The organism is Bradyrhizobium sp. 17, from assembly GCF_023073515.1.
Taxonomy (GTDB): Bacteria; Pseudomonadota; Alphaproteobacteria; order Rhizobiales; family Xanthobacteraceae; genus Bradyrhizobium; species Bradyrhizobium canariense_D.
In genome coordinates, this window is the sequence record NZ_JADPJQ010000066.1 from 108,268 (window position 1) to 127,528 (window position 19,261).

The following is a 19,261-nucleotide window of genomic DNA, read 5'->3' on the forward strand; positions in this document are numbered from 1 at the left end:
CGTCATCATGGCCGGGCTTGTCCCGGCCGTCCACGCCTTTGCGGCCCCAGCCTACATCGGCCGGACTTCGACCACGTCGGGGACGAAGTGCTTGAGCAGGTTCTGGATGCCGTGCTGGAGCGTCGCGGTCGATGACGGGCAGCCGGCGCAGGAGCCCTTCATGTTGAGATAGACGATACCATCCTTGAAGCCGCGGAAAGTGATGTCGCCGCCGTCATTGGCGACCGCTGGCCGCACGCGGGTCTCGATCAGATCCTTGATCATGTCGACCGTCTCGGCATCGGCTTCGTCAAAGAACTCGTCCTCTTCGTCGAGATCGACATCGCTCGCGGCCGCACCGTCGGCGAGCAGCGGCGCGCCGGACATGTAGTGCTCCATGATGGCGCCGAGGATCGCGGGCTTGAGCTGTTGCCATTCACCGTTCGCCTTGGTCACGGTGATGAAGTCCGAGCCGTAGAACACGCCGGTGACGCCGGGGACTTCGAACAGCTTTTCGGCGAGCGGCGAGCGTGCGGCCGATTCGCGGTTGGCAAATTCCATCGGTCCGCCGTCGACCACGACGCGGCCGGGAATGAACTTCAGCGTGGCGGGATTGGGGGTGGCTTCGGTTTGAATGAACATGGTTTTCTCCAGACGTCGCCGGTTCAAGGCCGGCGCGTGCTCTATCCACTAGCAGATGGCGACGGCGAACGCACGGTCAAGGGGTAAGCTGGCCGTTCACCTGTTATATCAGCGGGTTAGGGTACCCGCTTCTTCCCTCTGCCGGCTAACGGGGCGAGGCGAACGAGCAGCAGTCTAGGACAGCGAATCCACGCTCTGGTCGCTGAGCGCGCCGGAAATGACCGTCACCGGCACCGGGAACGTGCCCAGCGCGTGCGCGAGCAGCGCGACCAATGGCCCCGGGCCTTCCGCGCCCGGGTTCGCGGCGAGCACCAGCATGGCGATGTCGGGGTCCTCGTCGATCACCGCCAGCAGCTGTTCCATCGCAGCGCCTTCGCGGATCACCCGTTCCGGCGTGATCGCGGCGATGCCGTTGGCGCGGCCGGCGGCACGGTCGAGCGCGGCTTCGGCCGCCTCATGCGCTTCGGCGCGCATGATGTCGGCGACCCCCAGCCATTCCTGGCTCTGCTGTTCGGGCTCGATGATGCGGAGCATCACCACGCCGCCACCGGCCCGAATCGCCCAGCGGCTGGCGTAATAGACCGCGCGATCCCATTCGGCGGTGTCGTCGACGATGACGAGGCATTTGGGCTTGTGACCCGGCTCGAAGCAAAGTCGCTTGCTGGTCATGCATGTCCCGGAATGTCCACGCTGACATGCTGCCACACTCCGTCGTACTTGGGGAGAGCAGAAGCGAGCCGGCGCCGTGGCGTCGGCCGCGTTTTCGCGAACTTATTATCAGCGCCGACGGATGAAGCCCACGATGTCCTTCGAGAGCGTCATGGTCTCGTCGGCAATCGCGCGCGCGCGGTCGGCGCCATCGTTCAGGATCGCGTCGATATGGCCGGGGTCGGCGACGAGGCGCTTCATCTCGCCGGCAATCGGCGCGAGCTTCGTGACGCACAAATCCACCAGCGCGTTCTTGAAGCTGGAGAACTGGCCGCCGCCGAAATCCCTGAGCACGTCGGCCTTGGAGCGGCCGGAGAGCGCGGCGAAGATACCGACGAGATTGTCGGCCTCGGGACGCGCTTCCAGACCCTTCTCCTCGGTCGGCAGCGGCTCCGGGTCGGTCTTGGCCTTGCGGACCTTCTGCGCGATGGTGTCGGCGTCGTCGGTCAGATTGATGCGCGAATTATCCGACGCATCCGACTTCGACATCTTCTTGGTGCCGTCGCGCAAGCTCATCACGCGCGTCGCCGGGCCCGTGATCAAGGGTTCCGGCAGCGGGAAGAACAGGCCGTCATTGGCGCCGAGGTTGCGGATCGACTCAGCGAAGTCGTTGTTGAACTTCTGCGCGATGTCGCGCGACAGCTCGAGATGCTGCTTCTGGTCCTCGCCGACCGGCACGTGGGTGGCGCGGTAGAGCAGAATGTCAGCCGCCATCAGCACGGGATAGTCGAACAGACCGACGGAGGCGTTCTCGCGGTCCTTGCCGGCCTTCTCCTTGAACTGGGTCATACGGCCGAGCCAGCCCATGCGCGCGACGCAGTTGAAGATCCAGGCGAGCTCGGCGTGGCCCGAGACCTGGCTCTGGTTGAACACGATGTGCTTGCTCGGATCGATGCCGCTGGCGATGAACGCCGCGGTCACCTCGCGGGTGTTGCGCGCGAGCTCGACTGGTCCGCCCCAGACGTCCACGCCCTGCGTGATCGCGTGCATGTCGACGACGCAATAGATGCAGTTGTGGGTTTCCTGCATCTTCACGAAGTTGACGATTGCGCCGAGATAATTGCCGAGGTGCAGATTGCCCGTCGGCTGGACGCCCGAAAAAACCCGTTCAACGAATGGCATGGCAGCTTCCCTGCAAGATACGGGGCGTCGTTTCCAACAGCGGCGCTGCCCCGTCAAGGGAATTTCGCTGACTTCAGGCGCCGGGATCGGGCTGGGCGGGGCGCTTCAAGGCACCGGCCGCCTCGCGCCAGGACGCGACGCGGAGGATTTGCAGGAGCAAGCCATAGACGACGATTCCGGCGGCGATCTGTGATCCCAGCGCAATGAAGCGGATGAGCCCATGGGCCTGTGAAGGCAAGAGGCCCGCGGTCAGCCACAGCAGGCCGACCATGGCGAGCGCGGCGAGCACGATTCGCGGCAGCCGCTTGCGGGCGGCGGCGTCGACCGAGAAGCCGAATTCACGCGTGCCTTTCCGGAGCAGCGAGATCGCACTGCTCCAGGCGCCGGCGGCAATGCTGGCGGCGATCCCGCTCGCGCCGAAGAAGTGACCGAGCAGGATCGCGAGCGCGACCGCGACCACGAACCCTTTCGCGGTCGCAAGCAGCGGCGTCATCGTGTCGCTGCGGGCAAAATAGGTCGGGGACAGCGCCTTGATCAGCACGTGCGCCGGCAGTCCCAGCGCCAGCCACATCAGGGCGCGCGCCGTGGTCGCGCTGTCCTCCGCGCCAAAGGCGCCGTGTTCAAACAGCAGCCGCACGATCGGCTCGGCCAGCACGATCAGGCCGAGCGTCGCCGGCAATGCCAGCCCGGTCGCGAGTTCCAGCGCACGCGATTCCGCATACGCAACCGCGTCACGGTGACCGCTCCTCACCGCGCGCGTCAGCTCCGGCACCAGCACCGTACCCATGGCGACGCCGACAATGCCAAGCGGCAGCTCGATCAAGCGGTTGGCGAAATAGAGCCAGGAGACCGCGGCCGGCGTGGCGGAGGCGATGATCGCGCCGGCAACCATCAGCCATTGCGGGCCGGAGCTCGCGATCATGCCCGGGATCGCCTTGGCGAAGAAGCCGCGCATGTCCTTGTCGAAGCTCACGCGCAACGGTGTCGCCAGACGCGCACTTCGCTGCGACAGCAGCATCAGGAGCTGCAACAGGCCGGCGATGCCGACGGAGGCCGCCAATATCCACGCGGCGACGGTCGCGTCGACGTGCCACAGCAGGAGTGTTGTGCTCGCAGCGATCAGGGCGATGTTGAACAGCAGCGGCGAGAACGCGGTGAGTGCAAAGCGACCCTGCGCGTTGAGCAGGCCCATCAGCACCGTGACGGGTCCCGCGAAGGCAAGATAAGGCAGCATCAGCCGCGCATTCTGGACGGCGAGATCGAGCGATGCGCTGCCGACGAAGCCCGGCGCGATGATCATGATGATCAGCCGCATCAGCAGTGCAATCACGATTGAGATTGCGATCAGGCCCGCGCTCACGGAGCTGAGCACGCGTCCCGCGAACGCCGCGGCAGCCGCCTCGCCGTCGCGGTCACGAACGCGCAGCCAGGCCGGGATCAGCGCCGCATTCAGGGCCCCCTCGCTGAGCAGGCGCCGCACCACATTGACGAGCTGAAATGCCGCCAGAAACGCGTCCGCCACGGCGCCGGTGCCGAGCAGCGCCGCGATCAGGGAATCGCGTGCAAAGCCCAGCAGCCGTGAAGCCAGTGTCCCCGTCGAGACGGTCAGGAAGGAGCGGATCATCGGAACTGCATAATACCGTTGCTTGCCCGCGAAGGGCCGGCCGTGATAGGCCGCGAGCCAGATTTCAGACCGACAGGAAGCGGATTTCCGCGGGTATCGCAATCCGCCAAACAGGATCAAGGTGAATGGCTGACGTGAAATATGACGTTCTCGGCATCGGCAACGCGCTGTTCGACGTGCTGGTCAAGACCGACGAAGCCTTTCTGGGCAAGCACGGCATGACCAAGGGCAGCATGTCCCTGATCGACGAGGCGCGGGCCGCCGCCATCTACAAGGACATGGGCCCGGCGACGGAAGTTTCCGGCGGTTCGGCCGCCAACACCATCGTCGGCATCGGCAGCCTCGGGGCGCGCGCCGCCTATGTCGGCAAGGTCAAGGACGACCAGATCGGGAAGCTCTACGTCCACGACATCCGCGCGGCCGGCGTCGCCTTCAACACGCCCGCGGCGAAGGACGGTCCTGCGACCGGCTGCTCCTACATCCTGGTGACTGACGACGGCGAGCGCACCATGAACACCTATCTCGGCGCCGCGCAGGACCTGTCGCCCGCCGACATCGACCCGGCCGAGATCGCCGCGGCCGGCATCGTCTACCTCGAGGGCTATCTCTGGGACCCCAAGAACGCCAAGGACGCCTTCGTCAAGGCGGCCAAGATCGCTCATGATGCCAAGCGCAAGGTGGCGCTGACGTTGTCGGATTCCTTCTGCGTCGATCGTTATCGCGACGAGTTCCTGGGGCTGATGCGCAACGGCACCGTCGATATCGTGTTCGCGAACGAGTCCGAGCTGCATTCGCTCTACCAGACCTCGGACTTCGACACCGCGCTCAAGCAGCTGCGCAACGACGTCAATCTCGGCGTGGTCACCCGCAGCGAGAAAGGCTGCGTGGTGGTGACGCCAACTGACGCAGTCGCAGCCCCGGCGTCTCCGATCGCGAAACTCGTGGACACCACCGGGGCCGGCGATCTCTTCGCCGCCGGCTTCCTGTTCGGTCTGGCGCGCAACCTGCCCCACAAGCAGTGCGGCGAACTCGGCGCGCTCGCGGCCGCCGAAGTGATCCAGCACATCGGCGCGCGTCCACAGGTGTCGCTGAAGGAGCTCGCCGGGCAGCGCGGGCTGACGTCTTAAGGTGGAATAGCCTCATCCTCGCTGTCATCGCCCGGCTTGGCCGGGCGATCCAGTACTCCGAGACGGTCGTGATTCAATCGAGAAGCTTCGGCGTACTGGATTCCCCGCCTTCGCGGGGAATGACAGCTGCGGCTCACGCCGTCTTCGCGGCTTTCAGTCCAAGCCGTTGCTCCACGTCGTCGCGCATCAGGAATTTCTGGACCTTTCCGGTCACGGTCATCGGAAACTCGTCGACGAATTCCACGTACCGCGGAATCTTGTTGTGGGCGATCTGGCCGTCGCAGAAGGTGCGCACCTCTTCCTTCGTCAGCGTCTCGCCGGGCCTGACGCGGATCCAGGCGCAGAGCTCCTCGCCGTAGCGGGTATCCGCAACGCCAAAGATCTGCACGTCCTGAATCTTGGGATGGCGGTAGAGAAATTCCTCGATCTCGCGGGGATAGAGGTTCTCGCCGCCGCGGATCACCATGTCCTTGATGCGGCCGACGATGTTGCAATAACCCTGGTCGTCGATGATGGCGATGTCGCCGGTATGCATCCAGCCGTTGGCGTCGAGCACATCCGCGGTCTTCTCCGGCTCCTCCCAGTAGCCCAGCATCACGCTGTAGCCGCGGGTGCAGAGCTCGCCCCGTTCGCCGCGCTTGACGATCTTGCCCTCGAGATCGACGACCTTGACCTCGACATGCGGATGGATTCGCCCGACCGTCGAGACGCGGCGATCGAGCGGGTCGTCGACGGCGCTTTGGAAGCTGACCGGGCTCGTCTCGGTCATGCCATAGGCGATCGTGACCTCGCCCATGTTCATCTCGCTGTTGACGCGCTTCATCACCTCGATCGGGCAGGGTGCACCGGCCATGATGCCGGTGCGCAGCGATGTCAGATCGAAGTTTGAGAATTCGCCGTGGTCGAGTTCGGCGATGAACATGGTCGGCACACCGTACAGCGCGGTGCATTTTTCCTGCTCGATCGTCCGCAGCGTTGCGAGCGGATCAAACCCCTCGCCGGGATAGACCATCGTTGCGCCGAGCGTGACGGAGGCGAGGTTGCCCATCACCATGCCGAAGCAATGATAGAGCGGCACCGGAATGCAGATGCGGTCCTGTTCGGTCAGGCGCATGGCGCGGCCGACGAAATAGCCGTTGTTGAGAATGTTGTGATGGGTCAGCGTCACGCCCTTGGGCGATCCCGTCGTTCCGCTGGTGAACTGGATGTTGACGGCATCGTCGAATTGCAGCGAGGCACTGAGCGCGGCGAGCTGTTCGCGATGCAGGGTACCGCCCATGCCGGCGACCTCGTCGAACGGGACCGTGCCCGGGCAGGCGGGGCCGCCGATCTGGATCACGATGCGCAAGGCCGGCAGCCGCGCCGCGCGCAATTGCCCGGGCTTGGCGCTCGCGAGCTCCGGCAACAGCGTGTTGAGCATGTCCATGTAGTTGCTGGTCTTGAATGCCGTCGCGGTGACGATGGCGCTGCATCCGACCTTGTGAAGCGCGAATTCCAGCTCGCTCAGCCGGTAGGCCGGATTGATCGTCACCAGGATGAGGCCGGCCTTGGCGGCGGCAAACTGGGTCAGTGTCCATTCCGGCCGGTTCAGCGACCAGATGCCGATCCGCGCGCCGCGTTCGAGGCCGAGCGCGACAAAGCCGGCGGCGAGCGCGTCGACCCGCTGGGCAAACTCTCCCCATTTCCATCTCACGCCGTGGCTGGGCGAGACCAGCGCCTCACGATCGCTCCAGCGCCGCGCGGCCTGATCGAGGCTGCGCCCGATGGTGTCGCCGAGCAGCGGCGTGTCGGAGGTGCCGCAAACGTAACTGTCGGCTTTGTCTGCCAAGATCGTGTCCTCCAGTCAGCTGCGTGCACGGCCGGGACAACAAGCCCGGCCGTGACGCGTCGTGAGAGTCAGGCGCGCCTCACGCCGCCTTCTGCCCGCTTCCCGCATCGAGCCCGGCATAGACGCCGCGCTCGAAGCCGGCAAAAGCCTCGAGACACTTTGCGTCGGCGAATGGCAGCAGCTGCATCAGGATCACGCCGGTGACGTCGCGCGCCGGGTCGATCCAGTAATAGGTGTTGGCGAGGCCCGCCCAGGCGAGGCTGCCCGCGCTGCGGCCCTCGGCGGTCTTGGCGGTGTTGATCATGAAGCTGAGGCCCCACTTCTTCACCTGCTCCGGATAGAGATCGACGTCATTGGTGTACATCGGCGCCGCCGTGGTCATCTTGCCCATGGCGAGGTCGCCGATGTGGTTCTGCCCCATCGTCGCGATGGTCTCGGCCTTCAGCACCTGATTGCCGTTGCCGCGGCCCTTGTTCAGGATCATCTGGGTAAACTTGATGTAGTCGGCCGCGGTCGAATAAAGGCCGCCGCCGCCCATGTGGAATTCCGGCTCCTGCTCGAGCTCGAACGGGATCGCGGCGAGCTGGCCATCCTCGCCGCGCGCATGCATGCCGACCAGACGCTTGCGCATGTCGTCGGTGATCTTGAAAGCGGTATCGCTCATGCCGAGCGGTGCGAACAGATTGTCGCGCAGATAGGCATCGAGGCGCTTGCCGCTGACGGCTTCCACCGCCTTGCCGACGAAATCGATATTGGTGCCGTATTCCCAGCGCGTGCCGGGGTCGGTCATAACCGGCGTCTTCAACGCCGCGTTCTGGCAGGTGGTGATGGCGGGGATGCCGGATTTCTCGAGATGGATCGCGAGATCGCCGTTCCACATGTTGTAGGCAAAGCCGGCGGTGTGGGTCATGAGCTGGCGCAGCGTGATCGGCCCCTTGGCCGGCCGCAGCTTGGCTTCGCCCTTGGCATCGAAACCTTCGAGCACCTGCGGCTTGGCGAGATCGGGCAACACCTCGCCGATCGGCGCATCCAGCGACAGCTTGCCTTGCTCGACGAGCTGCATCGCGCCCGCTGATGTCACCGCCTTCGTCATCGATGCGATCCAGAACACGCTGTCGGCGGTCATCGCATCCGGCTTGGACAGGTCGCGTTTGCCGAACGCGCCCTGATACAGCACCTCGGTACCGCTGGCGGCGATGGCGACGACGCCGGGAATCTCCCTGGCCTCGCTCTTCTGGCGCAGAATCTCGTCGATCTCAGCTTTGCCTTGCATCCGCGTTTCCTCCGGTTTGATTATTGTTGGAAGCGATCGATTGTCCTCCCGCGTGCGCCGCGCGGCAAGCACATCCGCGTACCTGCCGCGGTCGCGATGTCGTGACTTGACGGTCGGCTCCCCTCGCACGACGACAAGGCGGCTGACCTGCAACACTCCGTCACAATCTGTGGTGGATGGCCGCAACCAGCCGTGACCGTGGATGGGTGCTGGCGAGATGTTTCGACTGTTTGAAGCACTTGAAACATTTTGTGAGCTGCGGCGTTCAGCTCTCGGCCGATCGACGGTCGACGTTAAGACTTGATGCAAATTGGCGGCCGCCCACCGGCCGCGAGGGGGGACCTCAGATGATTTCGACCTGGAGCGAATGGAAGCGCTATCCCCGTCCCGGACGGGGCGAGAATCTCGAAGCGCCGATCGCGCCCGGCATCTACGAGGTCCGCATCGCCGGCACCGGCGCACTTTATTCCTTCGGCGCTGTCGACAATCTGGCACAGGCGCTGGCGCTGCTGCCGGTCGGTTCAAAGTCCTGGTTCGGCCGCCGCAACGCGTCCGACGTTCCTGATCTCGAATACCGGACCTGCGCAACCTCCTCGAAGGCCGACGCCAAGGCCGCCGCCGAGCGCATGATCGGGCGGCGCGAGACCTATCTGAGCGGCGCGGCGTAACTCCGCCGCTCCGAGCCTGGCTCCCAGCAGATGTGCGTTGCGGGACGGTGCATTGCGCGCCGCGTCTCCCTATATTCCGGCCGAACCGGAACAGCCCGCAAAAGCCCCGCAGGAGCAACGCCATGACCCCGACCGCCGCCGCACGTGCCCAGCACGCCACGTCCAATCTGCGCGACCGGTTGAAGGACCCGTCGCTGCTGAAGGAGGCCTGTTACATCGACGGCACCTGGGTCGGCTCGCCGGTCTTCGCCGTCAACAATCCCGCAACCGGCATCGAGCTTGCAAAGGTTCCGCAGCTTTCGGCCGATGACGCCACCAGGGCGGTCGAGGCCGCCGAGCGCGCGTTCCCGGGCTGGGCCAAGCACACCGCCAAGCAGCGCTCCAATATTTTGCGCAAATGGTTCGAGCTGATCATCGCCAATCGCGAGGACCTCGCGCTGATCCTCACCTCCGAGCAGGGCAAGCCGCTCGCCGAAGCGCTCGGCGAGGTCGACATCGGCGGCGCCTATGTCGAATTTTTCGCCGAGGAGGCCCGCCGCGTCTATGGCGAGACGATTCCGACGCAGCGGCCGGATGCGCGCTTGCTCGCGATCAAGCAGCCGATCGGCGTCTGCGGCGCGATCACGCCGTGGAATTTCCCGAACTCGATGATCACACGAAAGGTTTCGCCGGCGCTTGCGGCCGGGTGCACCGTGGTGCTGAAGCCCGCCAATGAAACGCCGCTGTCGGCGCTGGCGCTTGCCGCGCTCGCGGAGAGAGCCGGCGTGCCCAAGGGTGTGTTCAACATCGTCACGGGCGATGCAGCGCCGATCGGCAAGGTGTTGTGCGAGCATCCGGCCGTGCGTTTCGTCGGCTTCACCGGCTCGACCGCGGTCGGCAAGATTCTCTACCGGCAGGCCTCCGTCGGCGTGAAGCGGCTCGGCCTCGAGCTCGGCGGCAACGCGCCGTTCGTGGTGTTCGACGACGCCGACATCGATGCGGCGGTCGACGGCGCGATCGTCTCGAAATACCGCAACATGGGCCAGACCTGCGTCTGCGCCAACCGCATCTACGCCCAGGACAAGATCTACGACGAGTTCGTGCAGAAGCTGTCGAAGAAAGTCGCGGCGATGAAGATCGGTGACGGTACCGAGAACGGCGTCACGCAGGGCCCACTGATCAATTTGAAAGCGGTCGACAAGGTCGAGCGCCATATCGCGGACGCCGTCAAGCGCGGCGCCAGGATCGTCACCGGCGGCAAGCGCAGCGAGCTCGGGCGTTCGTTCTTCGAGCCGACGGTGCTTGCCGACGTCGAGCCGGACTCGCTGGTGGCGCAGGAGGAAACCTTCGGCCCGCTCGCACCGGTGATCCGCTTCAAGGACGAGGCCGACGTCATCGCGATGTGCAACGCCTCGCCGTTCGGGCTCGCCTCCTACTTCTACTCCCGCGATCTCGGCCGCGTCTGGCGTGTCGCCGAGGCGCTGGAATCCGGCATGGTCGGCGTCAACACCGGCCTGATCACCACCGAAGTGGCGCCCTTCGGCGGCGTCAAGGAAAGCGGCCTCGGCCGCGAAGGCTCGCATCACGGCATGGAAGAATATGTCGAGATCAAATATGTGATGATGGCGGGGGTTTAGCTGCTGGTCGCCGTGGCCTGAAACGCGGCATCTACGGCGTTCGCCGTCCTCCCGTGAGGGCCTAACGTTCTCTGCAGCAGGGCTCAATGCAACGGCCCCTACGCAGGAGAACGTGATGACCAAACTAAGTGAGCTGGCGATCGAAGCCCATGGTGGGCTTCAGCGCTGGAACCAGTTCGAGCAGGTCGCGGCCGACCTTCAGCAGGGGGGCGTGTTGTGGTCCTTGAAAGGGGAGCCTGAGACGCTTCAGCAGACCACCGTGACGGTTGGTCTGCGCCAGGAATGGGCGTCCCACTCGCCCTTCGGCGCCGAGCGCCGCCGTTCGCGGTTCGAGCCGGGGCGGGTCGCCCTCGAAGCGGCCGACGGCACGGTGCTCGACGAGCTTCGTGACCCGCGCAGCAGCTTTGCAGGTCATACTCTGCAAACGCCGTGGACCGATCTCCAGCTCGCCTATTTCGCCGGCTGCGCCATGTGGACTTACCTCAACACCCCGTTCGTGCTCGCCTGGCCGGGAGTCGAGGCAGAAGAGCTGGAGCCGGTGCGTACGAATGACGGGCTGTGGCGCCGTCTTGCGGTCCGTTTTCCAAATGACATCGCAACGCACAGCGCGGTGCAGACGCTCTATTTCGATGCGGACGGACTCTTGAAGCGGCACGATTACGACGTGGAGATCGCCGGCAATACGCCCGGCGCGCATCTGATCGATGGCTATGTCGAGGTCTCGGGCATCCGGTTTCCGACCAAGCGTCGCATTTATGCACGGCAACCCGACGGCAGCTTCAGCACCGAGCCGCTGGTCGTCTCGATCGATCTGTCCAATATCCGGCTGAGCTGATTTGAGGCACGTCAGAGCATGGCGAGTGGCCCAGCCTCCTTGCGGAAGGTCCGCGGCGCCTCGCCATGCACGCGGACAAAAGCCTGTCGCATGCGCTCACGGGTCGCAAAGCCGGTCTCGCGCGCCACGACCTCGATCGGCAAACGAGTCTGCTCCAGCATCAGCTTCGCGGATTCGAGGCGCAAGGCTTCGACGGCCTTGGCCGGCGTCGTGCCGGTCGCCGAGCGGAAGAGTCGCGTGAATTGCCGCGGGCTGAGACAGGCGGCGCGGGCCAAATCTTCGATCGTGAGGCTCTCGCGCAGGTTTTGCCGGGCGTAGTTCAGGGCCTTCTGGATCCTGTCTTCGCTCGTTCCCACCTCCAGCAAAACCGAATGCTGCGATTGTCCGCCGGGGCGGCTGTGGTACATGACCATGCCCTTGGCCACGGAGCGAGCCCTCTCGGCACCGAGATCTCGTTCGATCATGCCGACGACCATGTCGGTGCCGGCGCTCATGCCGGCAGACGTCCAGATCTGGCCGTCGGCAATGAAGATCTTGTCGGCGTCCACATTGCAACCCGGGAATCTGGCCTGCATCTCCTGTGCGTAGCGCCAATGCGTGGTCGCTCGCCGCCCGTTCAACAGCCCGGCGTCACCGAGCACGAACGAGCCGAGACAGATCGACGAAACCCGCCGCGCATTCCGGGCCGCTGCGCGAAGCAGCCGGACGAGGCCGGGTGATGAGGTTGGAATGTCGAGGCCCGCCGCGACGATGAGGGTGTCGAAAGCGGCCTGATCGAAAGGCTCCGTCATGACTTGCATCCCAGCAGACGAGGTGACCAGCCCGCCGTCTTCCGAGAACGCACGAACATCGTAGATTTTTTCTCCAGCCTGCTTGTTCGCCACGTCGAAAGCGGCGACGGCGCCGAAACAGACGGCCTGGAAGCTCGGAGACAGAACCAAGCCGATTCTCATGATGACTCCTGGATGCGACGGACCACCTGTTTGTGCGCCTGCTCCCCTCGCCAATTCGATGGCCGAAATGATGGCATCTACGTCCTGTCGATGCCGTAAGCCGGCTGATACGTCTCCACCCTCGAGCGCGGGAAGACGACATACATATGGCGAGCGTCATATATGGAGTGCTCGCCGTCGTGCCAGCAGCCATCCGTGCACTTCAAGAAAAAGGAAAAGGCATGTCCCTTGAAACGGCGCGAACGGAATTCATCGAGGCCGGCGGTATGCGCTTTGCCTTCAGGCGCCTCGACCCGGCAAAGGGTATGCCACTGGTCCTGCTTCAGCATTTCACAGGCAACATGGATTCCTGGGATCCGGCCGTGGTGAACCGGCTCGCGGAAACCAGGCCGGTCATCGTTTTTAACAATGCGGGCGTCGGCACGAGCTCCGGCGCGACGCCGGACAACGTCGAGCGGATGGCGGCGGATGCCGAAACTTTCATCAGGGCGCTCGATCTCGGTGAGGTCGATCTTCTCGGCTTCTCGCTCGGTGGCATGATCGCTCAGGTGCTCGCTGCCCGGGGGACGGGGCTCGTCCGCAAGATGATCGTGGCGGGAGCGGCGCCGCGCGGCGGCGAGGAGCATCTGATGGCCGTCGTCAACGACGCCTTTGCCCGTGGGGCTGCCGATGTCAGGCTGCCGCTGTTCTTTACGCCCTCCGAGGCCAGCCAGCGCGCCGGTAGGGGCTTTATCGCGCGAGGACTGCGCGCGCACAGGACCGGGATCCCGAAAGCGGAGACAGTGTGAGCGAACCTCAGGCGAAGGCGATCATCACCTGGTGTGCCCGCAAGGACGAGGCGTCCATCCTCCGCGCAATCGCGCAGCCCACCTTGATTGTTCACGGCAGCGACGATTCAATGTTCCCGAGCATCAACGCCTACAACATGTTCAAGGCGATGAGTGATGCGCAGCTCATCCTGTATCCCGACTCCGGACACGGCGCACCTTTCCAATACCCGGATTTGTTCGTAGCACATTGCAGAACGTTTCTGGATGCGAGGGCTACCGCCTGAGCACCGCGATCGTGCGGTTCGCAAAGGTCAGCCGCTCCGCCATGACCGACACGAAATAGGTCAGCAGCTTGTGGCTGAGCGCTGGATCCTCGGTCTTGATGGCGTCGAACTGGTGCGTATTCAGCACGTAGAGCACGCTGTCGACCTCGGCCTGGATGGTCGCGCTGCGCGGTGTCTGTGACACCAGCCCCATCTCGCCGATCGTGGTGTAACGGCCGAGGCTGCGCACGCGTGTGGTGCGGTCGTGATCGGCCGGGATCATGATGCCGACGCGGCCGTCGAGGATGAAATGCATGGAATCGGCGGGGGCGCCGGCCTGCACGATGACCTCGCCGGCTTCGACCTCGATGCGCTGGCAGCGGCGGATCAGCTCGTCGGCGCCGTCTTCGCTGCCGAGCATTCGCGTGAACCAGTCACGCAGGCTGGCTTCTTCCTGCGCCAGCTCCTGATGCTGCGAGATGAGCTCGTTCTCGCACCATTCCAGCGCGCGATCGAGCTCGGGGATGATGGTGACGCCCTCGCCGACGAAGTCGCTGGAGCGCAGCACCTTCTCGGCCGCAGCCGACAGATGCACCAGGATCAGCTCGACTCCGAGATCGCCGGCGCTGCGCTTGATCTGGGCGAAACTATAGGCAGCCGATGAATCCACGCCGGTGACGAGCTTGAAGTCAAACAGCAGATAGCGGCACTCGGGGCGTTCCTGCAGCAGCTGCTTGACGTGCTGGTAGAGCCGGTTGGCGGAGCCGAAGAAGAGATAGCTCTGGAGATTGAGGCCCTGGATCTTGCCCCCGTGGGCAAGCAGCACGTCCTGGTCGTCGCGCGAGCGGTCGAGCGAGGAGCGGTACTCCGAGCCGTCGAAACTGTATTTGATCGACTCGACCCGCGCGGCGCTGAACGCAAACGTCGCGCAGCCGATGATGACGCCGATCAGGATGCCCGGAACGAAACCCCAGGCCACGATGATCGCGATGATGGCGATCAGCGAGAGATATTCGAGCTTCGACAGCCGCTTGCGCGACTCGATGATCCATTTGTGCAACTGGTCGGCGCCGAGATAGAGCAACAGCCCGCCGAGCACGCATTTGGGGATGAAGCCGAGCAGCTCGGGTGCGACGGCAAGCACCAGCAGCGACAGCGCTGCGGCGGTGAGGCCGGACAGTCGCCCGCGGCCGCCGCTGCTGAAATTGAGCATCGAGCGGCTGGTCGAGCTGCAACCGGGGTAGCCGCCCAGCATGCCGGTCAGGATGTTGGCGGCGCCGGTGACGTTCAGCTCACACTCCAGATTGGCTTCGCGATGCGTGGCCACCTCGATGCCGGTGGTGTTGAACAGCGTGCTGGAGGCCGTGACGAAGATGACGGCGACGACATTGCCAAGCAGGTCCGGTATGGCAAACCAGGGATAGCGGGCGAGATCGTCGGTATGCCAGGGCAGCATGAAGACCGCTTGCGGCGGTGGCTGAAAGGTCCAGCCCAATGTGCGCGCCTCATCGAAGGAAACGCCGGTGATCCAGAACGCCAGATGCGCGGTGAGCACGCCGCCGACCAGGATGATCGGCAGTCCGAACGGGCTGCGCGAGCGGTGCCAGGTGAGATACAGCACCAGCGCCATCGCGCAGGCGGCACCGAGCTCCAGCAGGATGGTGCGGTCGGCGAAGTGCGACAGCGTCGTGAACTGCAGCGGATGGTCGGTGATCACCCGGACCGCACCCATGACGATGAGAAGTCCGGTGGCGCCGAGGAAGCCGCCGACCACCGGATAAGGCACGTAACGGATGGCGCGGCCAAGCCGCGTCAGGCCCAGTCCACACAGCACCAATCCTGTCAGCATCGTCGACAGGCCGAGCGTGATCAGGATAGGGGACAGCAACGGCGTCGACAGGTTCGCCGTCTCGATGCGTTCGACCACCGAGGCCGCCAGGATACCCGTCACCGCGGCGGTCGAGCTGTCGGGGGCTGCAATCGCGAAGGGCAGCGAGCTGCCGAGCCCGACGACGGCCGCAAGCACCGCGGAGCTGACGAAAGTGGCCGTGATGCCGTAGGACAGATAGGGCGACAACGGCCCCGCGAAGATCAGCAGCGCGTAGGACAGTCCGAACGTGACGGTCAGGACGCTGGCGGCGCTCCCGCCCAATATATCGTTCAGCGCGCCCTTGAGGGCCGGATTGAGCCCGGTCGACGGAGTGAAGCCAATCGCTGGATCTGTCACGCCGTGCCACTCGCTGAGTATTCCCCTCCGAGAGGTAGACGACTGGAGACTTAGCGCAACAAGATTCTTGCAAGCCGGATGGAAGAAACCGAAGCGCCCGCCATTCGGTGTCGTCCTGGCGAAAGCCAGGACCCATTATCCCAGGGAGGAGTCGTGCCGCGAGGTGACGGCCACAGTCTTCGCCAAACCGCGCCCGGTGGTAATGGGTCCTGGATCGGCGCTCACTTCGTTCGCTGGTCCAGGACGACGCTAAGGGCCTGCACTAGATCTTGAGTTCGCTTCCCGTCACGCGGCGATATGCTTCCAGATACCGCTTGCTGGTCGCGTCCACCACGCTTGCGGGCAAAGGCGGCGGCGGGGCGTCGCCGTTCCAGCGGCCGGCGCGGCGCTCGACATCGAGATAGTCGCGCAAGGGCTGCTTGTCGAAGCTCGCCTGCGGCTGGCCGGGTTTGTAGGCATCGACGGCCCAGAAGCGCGAACTATCCGGCGTCATGACTTCGTCGATCAGGATGATGCGGCCGTCCTTGTCGCGGCCGAATTCGAACTTGGTGTCGGCGATGATAATGCCCTGTTCGCGGGCGAGCTCCTCGCCGAGCGTGTAGATCGCGCGCGTCATGCTCTCGAGCGTGTAGGCCGTCTCGTCGCCGACGACCTCGCGCATTTTTGCGATGGTAATGTTCTCGTCATGGCCGGTCTCGGCCTTGGTCGCCGGGCTGAAGATCGAGGGCTCCAGCTTCTCGCTCTCGACAAGTCCCGCCTTCAGCTTCTCGCCGGCCAGCGTTCCGCTTGCTGCATATTCCTTCCAGGCCGAGCCCGAGAGATAACCGCGGATCACGCATTCGATCGGAAACACCGTGGTCCGGCGGCACAGCATGGCGCGGCCGAGAATCTCGGCACGATGCGGCTTCAAGGCCGGCACGGCGGCGATGATCTCGTCGGTGTCGGCGCTGATCATGTGATGCGGCACCACGCCTTCGAGCTCGTTGAACCAGAAGGCGCTGATTTGCGTCAGTACCGCGCCCTTCATCGGGATGGTCTCGCCCATCACGACATCGAAGGCGCTGATGCGGTCCGTGGTGACGAGCAGCAGGCGGTCGTCGTCGACGGCGTAGATATCGCGCACCTTGCCGCGCCCGATCTTGGGCAGGGGCAGGTCGCTGGAGAGCATGGTGGTCATCGGCAGAACTTTCGGAGCAAGGCCTTGCGACGGGACATCCGGCCGAGCCTGATCGCGCGACCGGAAGCCGGATTAGCCTATTCCGGCAGCGGAATGAACTCATGTTCCTGCGGAACTGCGGCGAAGCGGCCGGTTTTCCAGTCCTGCTTGGCCTGCTCGATCCGCTCCTTGCTGGAGGAGACGAAATTCCACCAGATGTGGCGCGGGCCCTCCAGGGCGTCGCCGCCCAGAAACATCATCCGCGTGGCCTTGAGCGCCTTCACCGTGATGCGGTCGCCCGGGCGGAAGATCAGCAGTCGCGGCCCTTCGTAGCGCTCGTTCGCGATCTCGACCTCGCCGTCGACCACGTAAATGGCGCGCTCCTCATGATCAGGGTCGAGCGGCACGACCGCGCCCGCGGCCGCCGTGACCTCGGTATAGAACCACGGCGACACCATCGAAACAGGTGAGGTGATGCCGAAGGACGAGCCCGCGATCACCTTTGCGGTGAAGTCGCGCTCGGTGACCATCGGCAGGTCACCCGCGCCGTAGTGCTGGAACGACGGGGCGATCTCTTCCGATCCGGCCGGCAGCGCGATCCAGCTTTGCAGGCCCAGCATCTTCTGCCCCGAGGCGCGCTGCACATCCGGCGTGCGCTCGGAATGCGCGATGCCGCGGCCGGCCGTCATCAAATTCATCGCGCCAGGCTGGATCTCCTGGATGTTGCCCTCACTGTCGCGATGCATGATCGCGCCGTCGAACAGATAGGTGACCGTGGCAAGCCCGATATGCGGGTGCGGCCGCACGTCCATGCCCTTGCCGGAGACGAACTGCACCGGCCCGAAATGGTCGAAGAAGATGAAGGGCCCGACCATCTGCCGCTTGCCGTGCGGCAACGCGCGCCGCACCGCGAAGCCGTCGCCGAGATCGCGCGTGCGCGGCACGATGACGAGATCGAGCGCATCGCAGGACATGGGATCGCCGAGCACGGGATCGTTCGAGGGTTGCCAGCTCATGGTAAAACTCCGTCTAAATTGCTTGGGCTCGATACTAGCAGGATTCCGCGCCAGCGTCGCGGCTAAGCCCGCTGTTATGCCCCGCGAAGGCGGGGCATCCAGTACGCGGCGGCCTATCCGTTCAATCATGGCCGTCTCGGAGTACTGGATCGTCCGGTCAAGCCGGACGATGACAGCTGTGGTGCGGATGGTGCTTGAAAACATACGCCTGACGAAGGATGTTCGGCTGATGTCAACCGCGACCCATCGCAACACCCGATGACCCCAGCCGCAGCCGAGCTCGCCTTTCGCGCCGCCGCCGTGGCGCTGCTGCTGCTGTTGGCAGCGTCATTACTCTCGGATTTCCGCAATGTGCTGGCAGCCCGGCTCGGTGCGGCCTTTGCGCTCGGCTCGGCCGCGCATGCTGTGAGCTATTCTGTCGGAACATCATCGCTGGTACCGGCATGGCATGCGCCGCTGATCGCGTTGTCGACCGGCAATATCGTGGTGTTCTGGCTGTTCACGCGCGCGCTGTTCGACGATGAGTTTCGCCTGCGCCGGTGGCACGGATTGACCTGGGCGTTGGTGGCAGCCTTCAGCTTCGTCAGCTGTCTCTGGATCGCACCCGGCGGACATGTCCGGGTCGCCGTCACCGCGGTGAACCTGATCGTGCTCGGCTTCATTGCGCTCGCGATCGTGCAGACGATCGCCTCATGGTCAGCCGATCTGGTCGAGCGCCGCCGCCGCGTCCGTATCTTCATTGTCTGTGCTGCCGCGCTCTATGGCGGATTGAACGCGGTGCTCCAGATCCTTGTCGTCGGCAGTGACGTCGGCGACGTCGCCAACACCGTCAATACAGGCGTGCTCGCCGGCATTGTCGCGGCCATCGCCTATGCGATGATGCGCGTCGATGGCGCCGACCTGTTTCCAGCCGCCGCGGAAGCGGCGCCCGCGATCGCGGCGAGCCAGCCTGTCGGCGAGGATGCCCCCGACCAAAAGCTCATCGACGCCCTGATGCGGCTGATGGCGGACGAACGGATCTATCGCCAGGAGAACATCAGCATCGGCGTGCTGGCGGGCCGGCTGAAGATTCCCGAATACCGGCTGCGCCGGCTGATCAACCAGGGGCTCGGCTACCGCAATTTCAATGTGTTCCTGAACAACCACCGGATCGAAGAGGCCAAGGCAGCCCTCGCCGATCCCGCCCAGGCCAAGGTCCCCGTCATCACCATCGCGATGGATTCTGGCTTCCAGTCGCTAGGCCCCTTCAACCGCGCCTTCAAGGCCGTGACCGGCGTGACGCCGACGGAGTACCGGCGGCTGAAGGTGAATGCCGTCTAATCTTTAGCACGCTGTAATATCAAGGTTATTTTGGAATCGGCGAGCGTCTCGCTGCTTTCGGCTCTGCCGTTTTCCAAATCCGGCGAGCGGGCATCGCGTGAATGCCGCTTCGTCTCCGGCACACGCCTCAAGCC

The 19,261-nt window shown here is 64.7% G+C and carries 15 protein-coding genes and 1 pseudogene; 6 read left to right on the top strand and 10 right to left on the bottom strand.

Going from position 1 to position 19,261, the window contains the following annotated elements; genetic code table 11:
• Nucleotides 1–51: 51 nt before the first annotated feature.
• From IVB13_RS11715 to murJ, 4 genes are all read right to left on the bottom strand, one after another.
• On the bottom strand, nt 52–621 hold the full coding sequence (locus IVB13_RS11715) for a NifU family protein (RefSeq protein ID WP_026233032.1): 570 nt from the start codon (nt 619–621) through the stop codon (nt 52–54).
• 174 nt (nt 622–795) lie between these two features.
• Entirely contained in the window at nt 796–1,290 is a 495-nt protein-coding gene (locus IVB13_RS11720; protein WP_018455814.1) for a universal stress protein, read from the bottom strand.
• A 108-nt stretch (nt 1,291–1,398) separates the two neighbouring features.
• Nucleotides 1,399–2,451 carry a tryptophan--tRNA ligase gene (gene trpS, locus IVB13_RS11725; RefSeq protein WP_018455815.1) on the bottom strand — a complete coding sequence of 351 codons (1,053 nt, stop codon included), beginning with the start codon at nt 2,449–2,451 and terminating at the stop codon, nt 1,399–1,401.
• 73 nt (nt 2,452–2,524) lie between these two features.
• Entirely contained in the window at nt 2,525–4,075 is a 1,551-nt protein-coding gene (murJ, locus tag IVB13_RS11730) for a murein biosynthesis integral membrane protein MurJ (RefSeq protein WP_247488942.1), read from the bottom strand.
• 125 nt (nt 4,076–4,200) lie between these two features.
• On the opposite strand from murJ, the gene IVB13_RS11735 reads away from it, so the two are divergent.
• Nucleotides 4,201–5,202 (top strand): adenosine kinase, encoded by a 1,002-nt coding sequence (locus IVB13_RS11735; RefSeq protein WP_018455817.1) that lies wholly within the window; start codon nt 4,201–4,203, stop codon nt 5,200–5,202.
• 133 nt (nt 5,203–5,335) lie between these two features.
• Here the strand turns inward: IVB13_RS11735 and IVB13_RS11740 are convergent, their stop codons facing one another.
• Nucleotides 5,336–7,030, bottom strand: a complete 1,695-nt coding sequence (locus IVB13_RS11740) for an AMP-binding protein (RefSeq protein ID WP_018455818.1) — start codon at nt 7,028–7,030, stop codon at nt 5,336–5,338.
• A 79-nt stretch (nt 7,031–7,109) separates the two neighbouring features.
• Nucleotides 7,110–8,303 carry a serine hydrolase domain-containing protein gene (locus IVB13_RS11745; RefSeq protein ID WP_018455819.1) on the bottom strand — a complete coding sequence of 398 codons (1,194 nt, stop codon included), beginning with the start codon at nt 8,301–8,303 and terminating at the stop codon, nt 7,110–7,112.
• Nucleotides 8,304–8,650: 347 nt separating this feature from the next.
• Between IVB13_RS11745 and IVB13_RS11750 the strand changes: the two genes are divergently transcribed.
• The 3 genes from IVB13_RS11750 to IVB13_RS11760 all read left to right on the top strand — a co-directional run bounded on the left by IVB13_RS11750 (nt 8,651) and on the right by IVB13_RS11760 (nt 11,422).
• Complete coding sequence (locus tag IVB13_RS11750; RefSeq protein WP_007603877.1) at nt 8,651–8,971, top strand: hypothetical protein; 321 nt, start codon at nt 8,651–8,653, stop codon at nt 8,969–8,971.
• A gap of 122 nt (nt 8,972–9,093) precedes the next feature.
• A complete protein-coding gene (locus tag IVB13_RS11755; protein WP_018455820.1) occupies nt 9,094–10,587 on the top strand; it encodes an NAD-dependent succinate-semialdehyde dehydrogenase in 1,494 nt (497 codons plus the stop codon).
• Nucleotides 10,588–10,702: 115 nt separating this feature from the next.
• Complete coding sequence (locus IVB13_RS11760) at nt 10,703–11,422, top strand: hypothetical protein (protein ID WP_018455821.1); 720 nt, start codon at nt 10,703–10,705, stop codon at nt 11,420–11,422.
• Between the two features lie 11 nt (nt 11,423–11,433).
• Here the strand turns inward: IVB13_RS11760 and IVB13_RS11765 are convergent, their stop codons facing one another.
• Nucleotides 11,434–12,375: a GlxA family transcriptional regulator gene (locus IVB13_RS11765; RefSeq protein ID WP_018455822.1), complete on the bottom strand. Its 942-nt coding sequence runs from the start codon at nt 12,373–12,375 to the stop codon at nt 11,434–11,436.
• Nucleotides 12,376–12,596: 221 nt separating this feature from the next.
• Between IVB13_RS11765 and IVB13_RS11770 the strand changes: the two are divergent.
• Nucleotides 12,597–13,429: pseudogene (locus IVB13_RS11770) on the top strand (alpha/beta hydrolase).
• On the opposite strand, the gene IVB13_RS11775 reads toward IVB13_RS11770, so the two are convergent.
• The 3 genes from IVB13_RS11775 to IVB13_RS11785 all read right to left on the bottom strand — a co-directional run bounded on the left by IVB13_RS11775 (nt 13,419) and on the right by IVB13_RS11785 (nt 17,807).
• Entirely contained in the window at nt 13,419–15,635 is a 2,217-nt protein-coding gene (locus IVB13_RS11775; RefSeq protein ID WP_247488944.1) for a SulP family inorganic anion transporter, read from the bottom strand. The pseudogene IVB13_RS11770 and the gene IVB13_RS11775 overlap by 11 nt on opposite strands.
• A gap of 262 nt (nt 15,636–15,897) precedes the next feature.
• Complete coding sequence (locus IVB13_RS11780; protein ID WP_018455824.1) at nt 15,898–16,812, bottom strand: phosphoribosylaminoimidazolesuccinocarboxamide synthase; 915 nt, start codon at nt 16,810–16,812, stop codon at nt 15,898–15,900.
• A 77-nt stretch (nt 16,813–16,889) separates the two neighbouring features.
• Nucleotides 16,890–17,807 carry a pirin family protein gene (locus IVB13_RS11785; RefSeq protein WP_018455825.1) on the bottom strand — a complete coding sequence of 306 codons (918 nt, stop codon included), beginning with the start codon at nt 17,805–17,807 and terminating at the stop codon, nt 16,890–16,892.
• Nucleotides 17,808–18,065: 258 nt separating this feature from the next.
• Between IVB13_RS11785 and IVB13_RS11790 the strand changes: the two genes are divergently transcribed.
• A complete protein-coding gene (locus IVB13_RS11790) occupies nt 18,066–19,127 on the top strand; it encodes a helix-turn-helix domain-containing protein (RefSeq protein ID WP_247488945.1) in 1,062 nt (353 codons plus the stop codon).
• Nucleotides 19,128–19,261: the final 134 nt, after the last annotated feature.

Coding starts and splice junctions, on each gene's coding strand:
- IVB13_RS11750 (WP_007603877.1), top strand. CDS start 8,651: ATGATTTCGACCTGGAGCGAATGGAAGCGCTATCCCCGTCCCGGACGG.
- IVB13_RS11780 (WP_018455824.1), bottom strand. CDS start 16,812: ATGACCACCATGCTCTCCAGCGACCTGCCCCTGCCCAAGATCGGGCGC.
- IVB13_RS11760 (WP_018455821.1), top strand. CDS start 10,703: ATGACCAAACTAAGTGAGCTGGCGATCGAAGCCCATGGTGGGCTTCAG.
- murJ (WP_247488942.1), bottom strand. CDS start 4,075: ATGATCCGCTCCTTCCTGACCGTCTCGACGGGGACACTGGCTTCACGG.
- IVB13_RS11735 (WP_018455817.1), top strand. CDS start 4,201: ATGGCTGACGTGAAATATGACGTTCTCGGCATCGGCAACGCGCTGTTC.
- IVB13_RS11755 (WP_018455820.1), top strand. CDS start 9,094: ATGACCCCGACCGCCGCCGCACGTGCCCAGCACGCCACGTCCAATCTG.
- trpS (WP_018455815.1), bottom strand. CDS start 2,451: ATGCCATTCGTTGAACGGGTTTTTTCGGGCGTCCAGCCGACGGGCAAT.
- IVB13_RS11785 (WP_018455825.1), bottom strand. CDS start 17,807: ATGAGCTGGCAACCCTCGAACGATCCCGTGCTCGGCGATCCCATGTCC.
- IVB13_RS11745 (WP_018455819.1), bottom strand. CDS start 8,303: ATGCAAGGCAAAGCTGAGATCGACGAGATTCTGCGCCAGAAGAGCGAG.
- IVB13_RS11720 (WP_018455814.1), bottom strand. CDS start 1,290: ATGACCAGCAAGCGACTTTGCTTCGAGCCGGGTCACAAGCCCAAATGC.
- IVB13_RS11790 (WP_247488945.1), top strand. CDS start 18,066: ATGACCCCAGCCGCAGCCGAGCTCGCCTTTCGCGCCGCCGCCGTGGCG.
- IVB13_RS11715 (WP_026233032.1), bottom strand. CDS start 621: ATGTTCATTCAAACCGAAGCCACCCCCAATCCCGCCACGCTGAAGTTC.
- IVB13_RS11765 (WP_018455822.1), bottom strand. CDS start 12,375: ATGAGAATCGGCTTGGTTCTGTCTCCGAGCTTCCAGGCCGTCTGTTTC.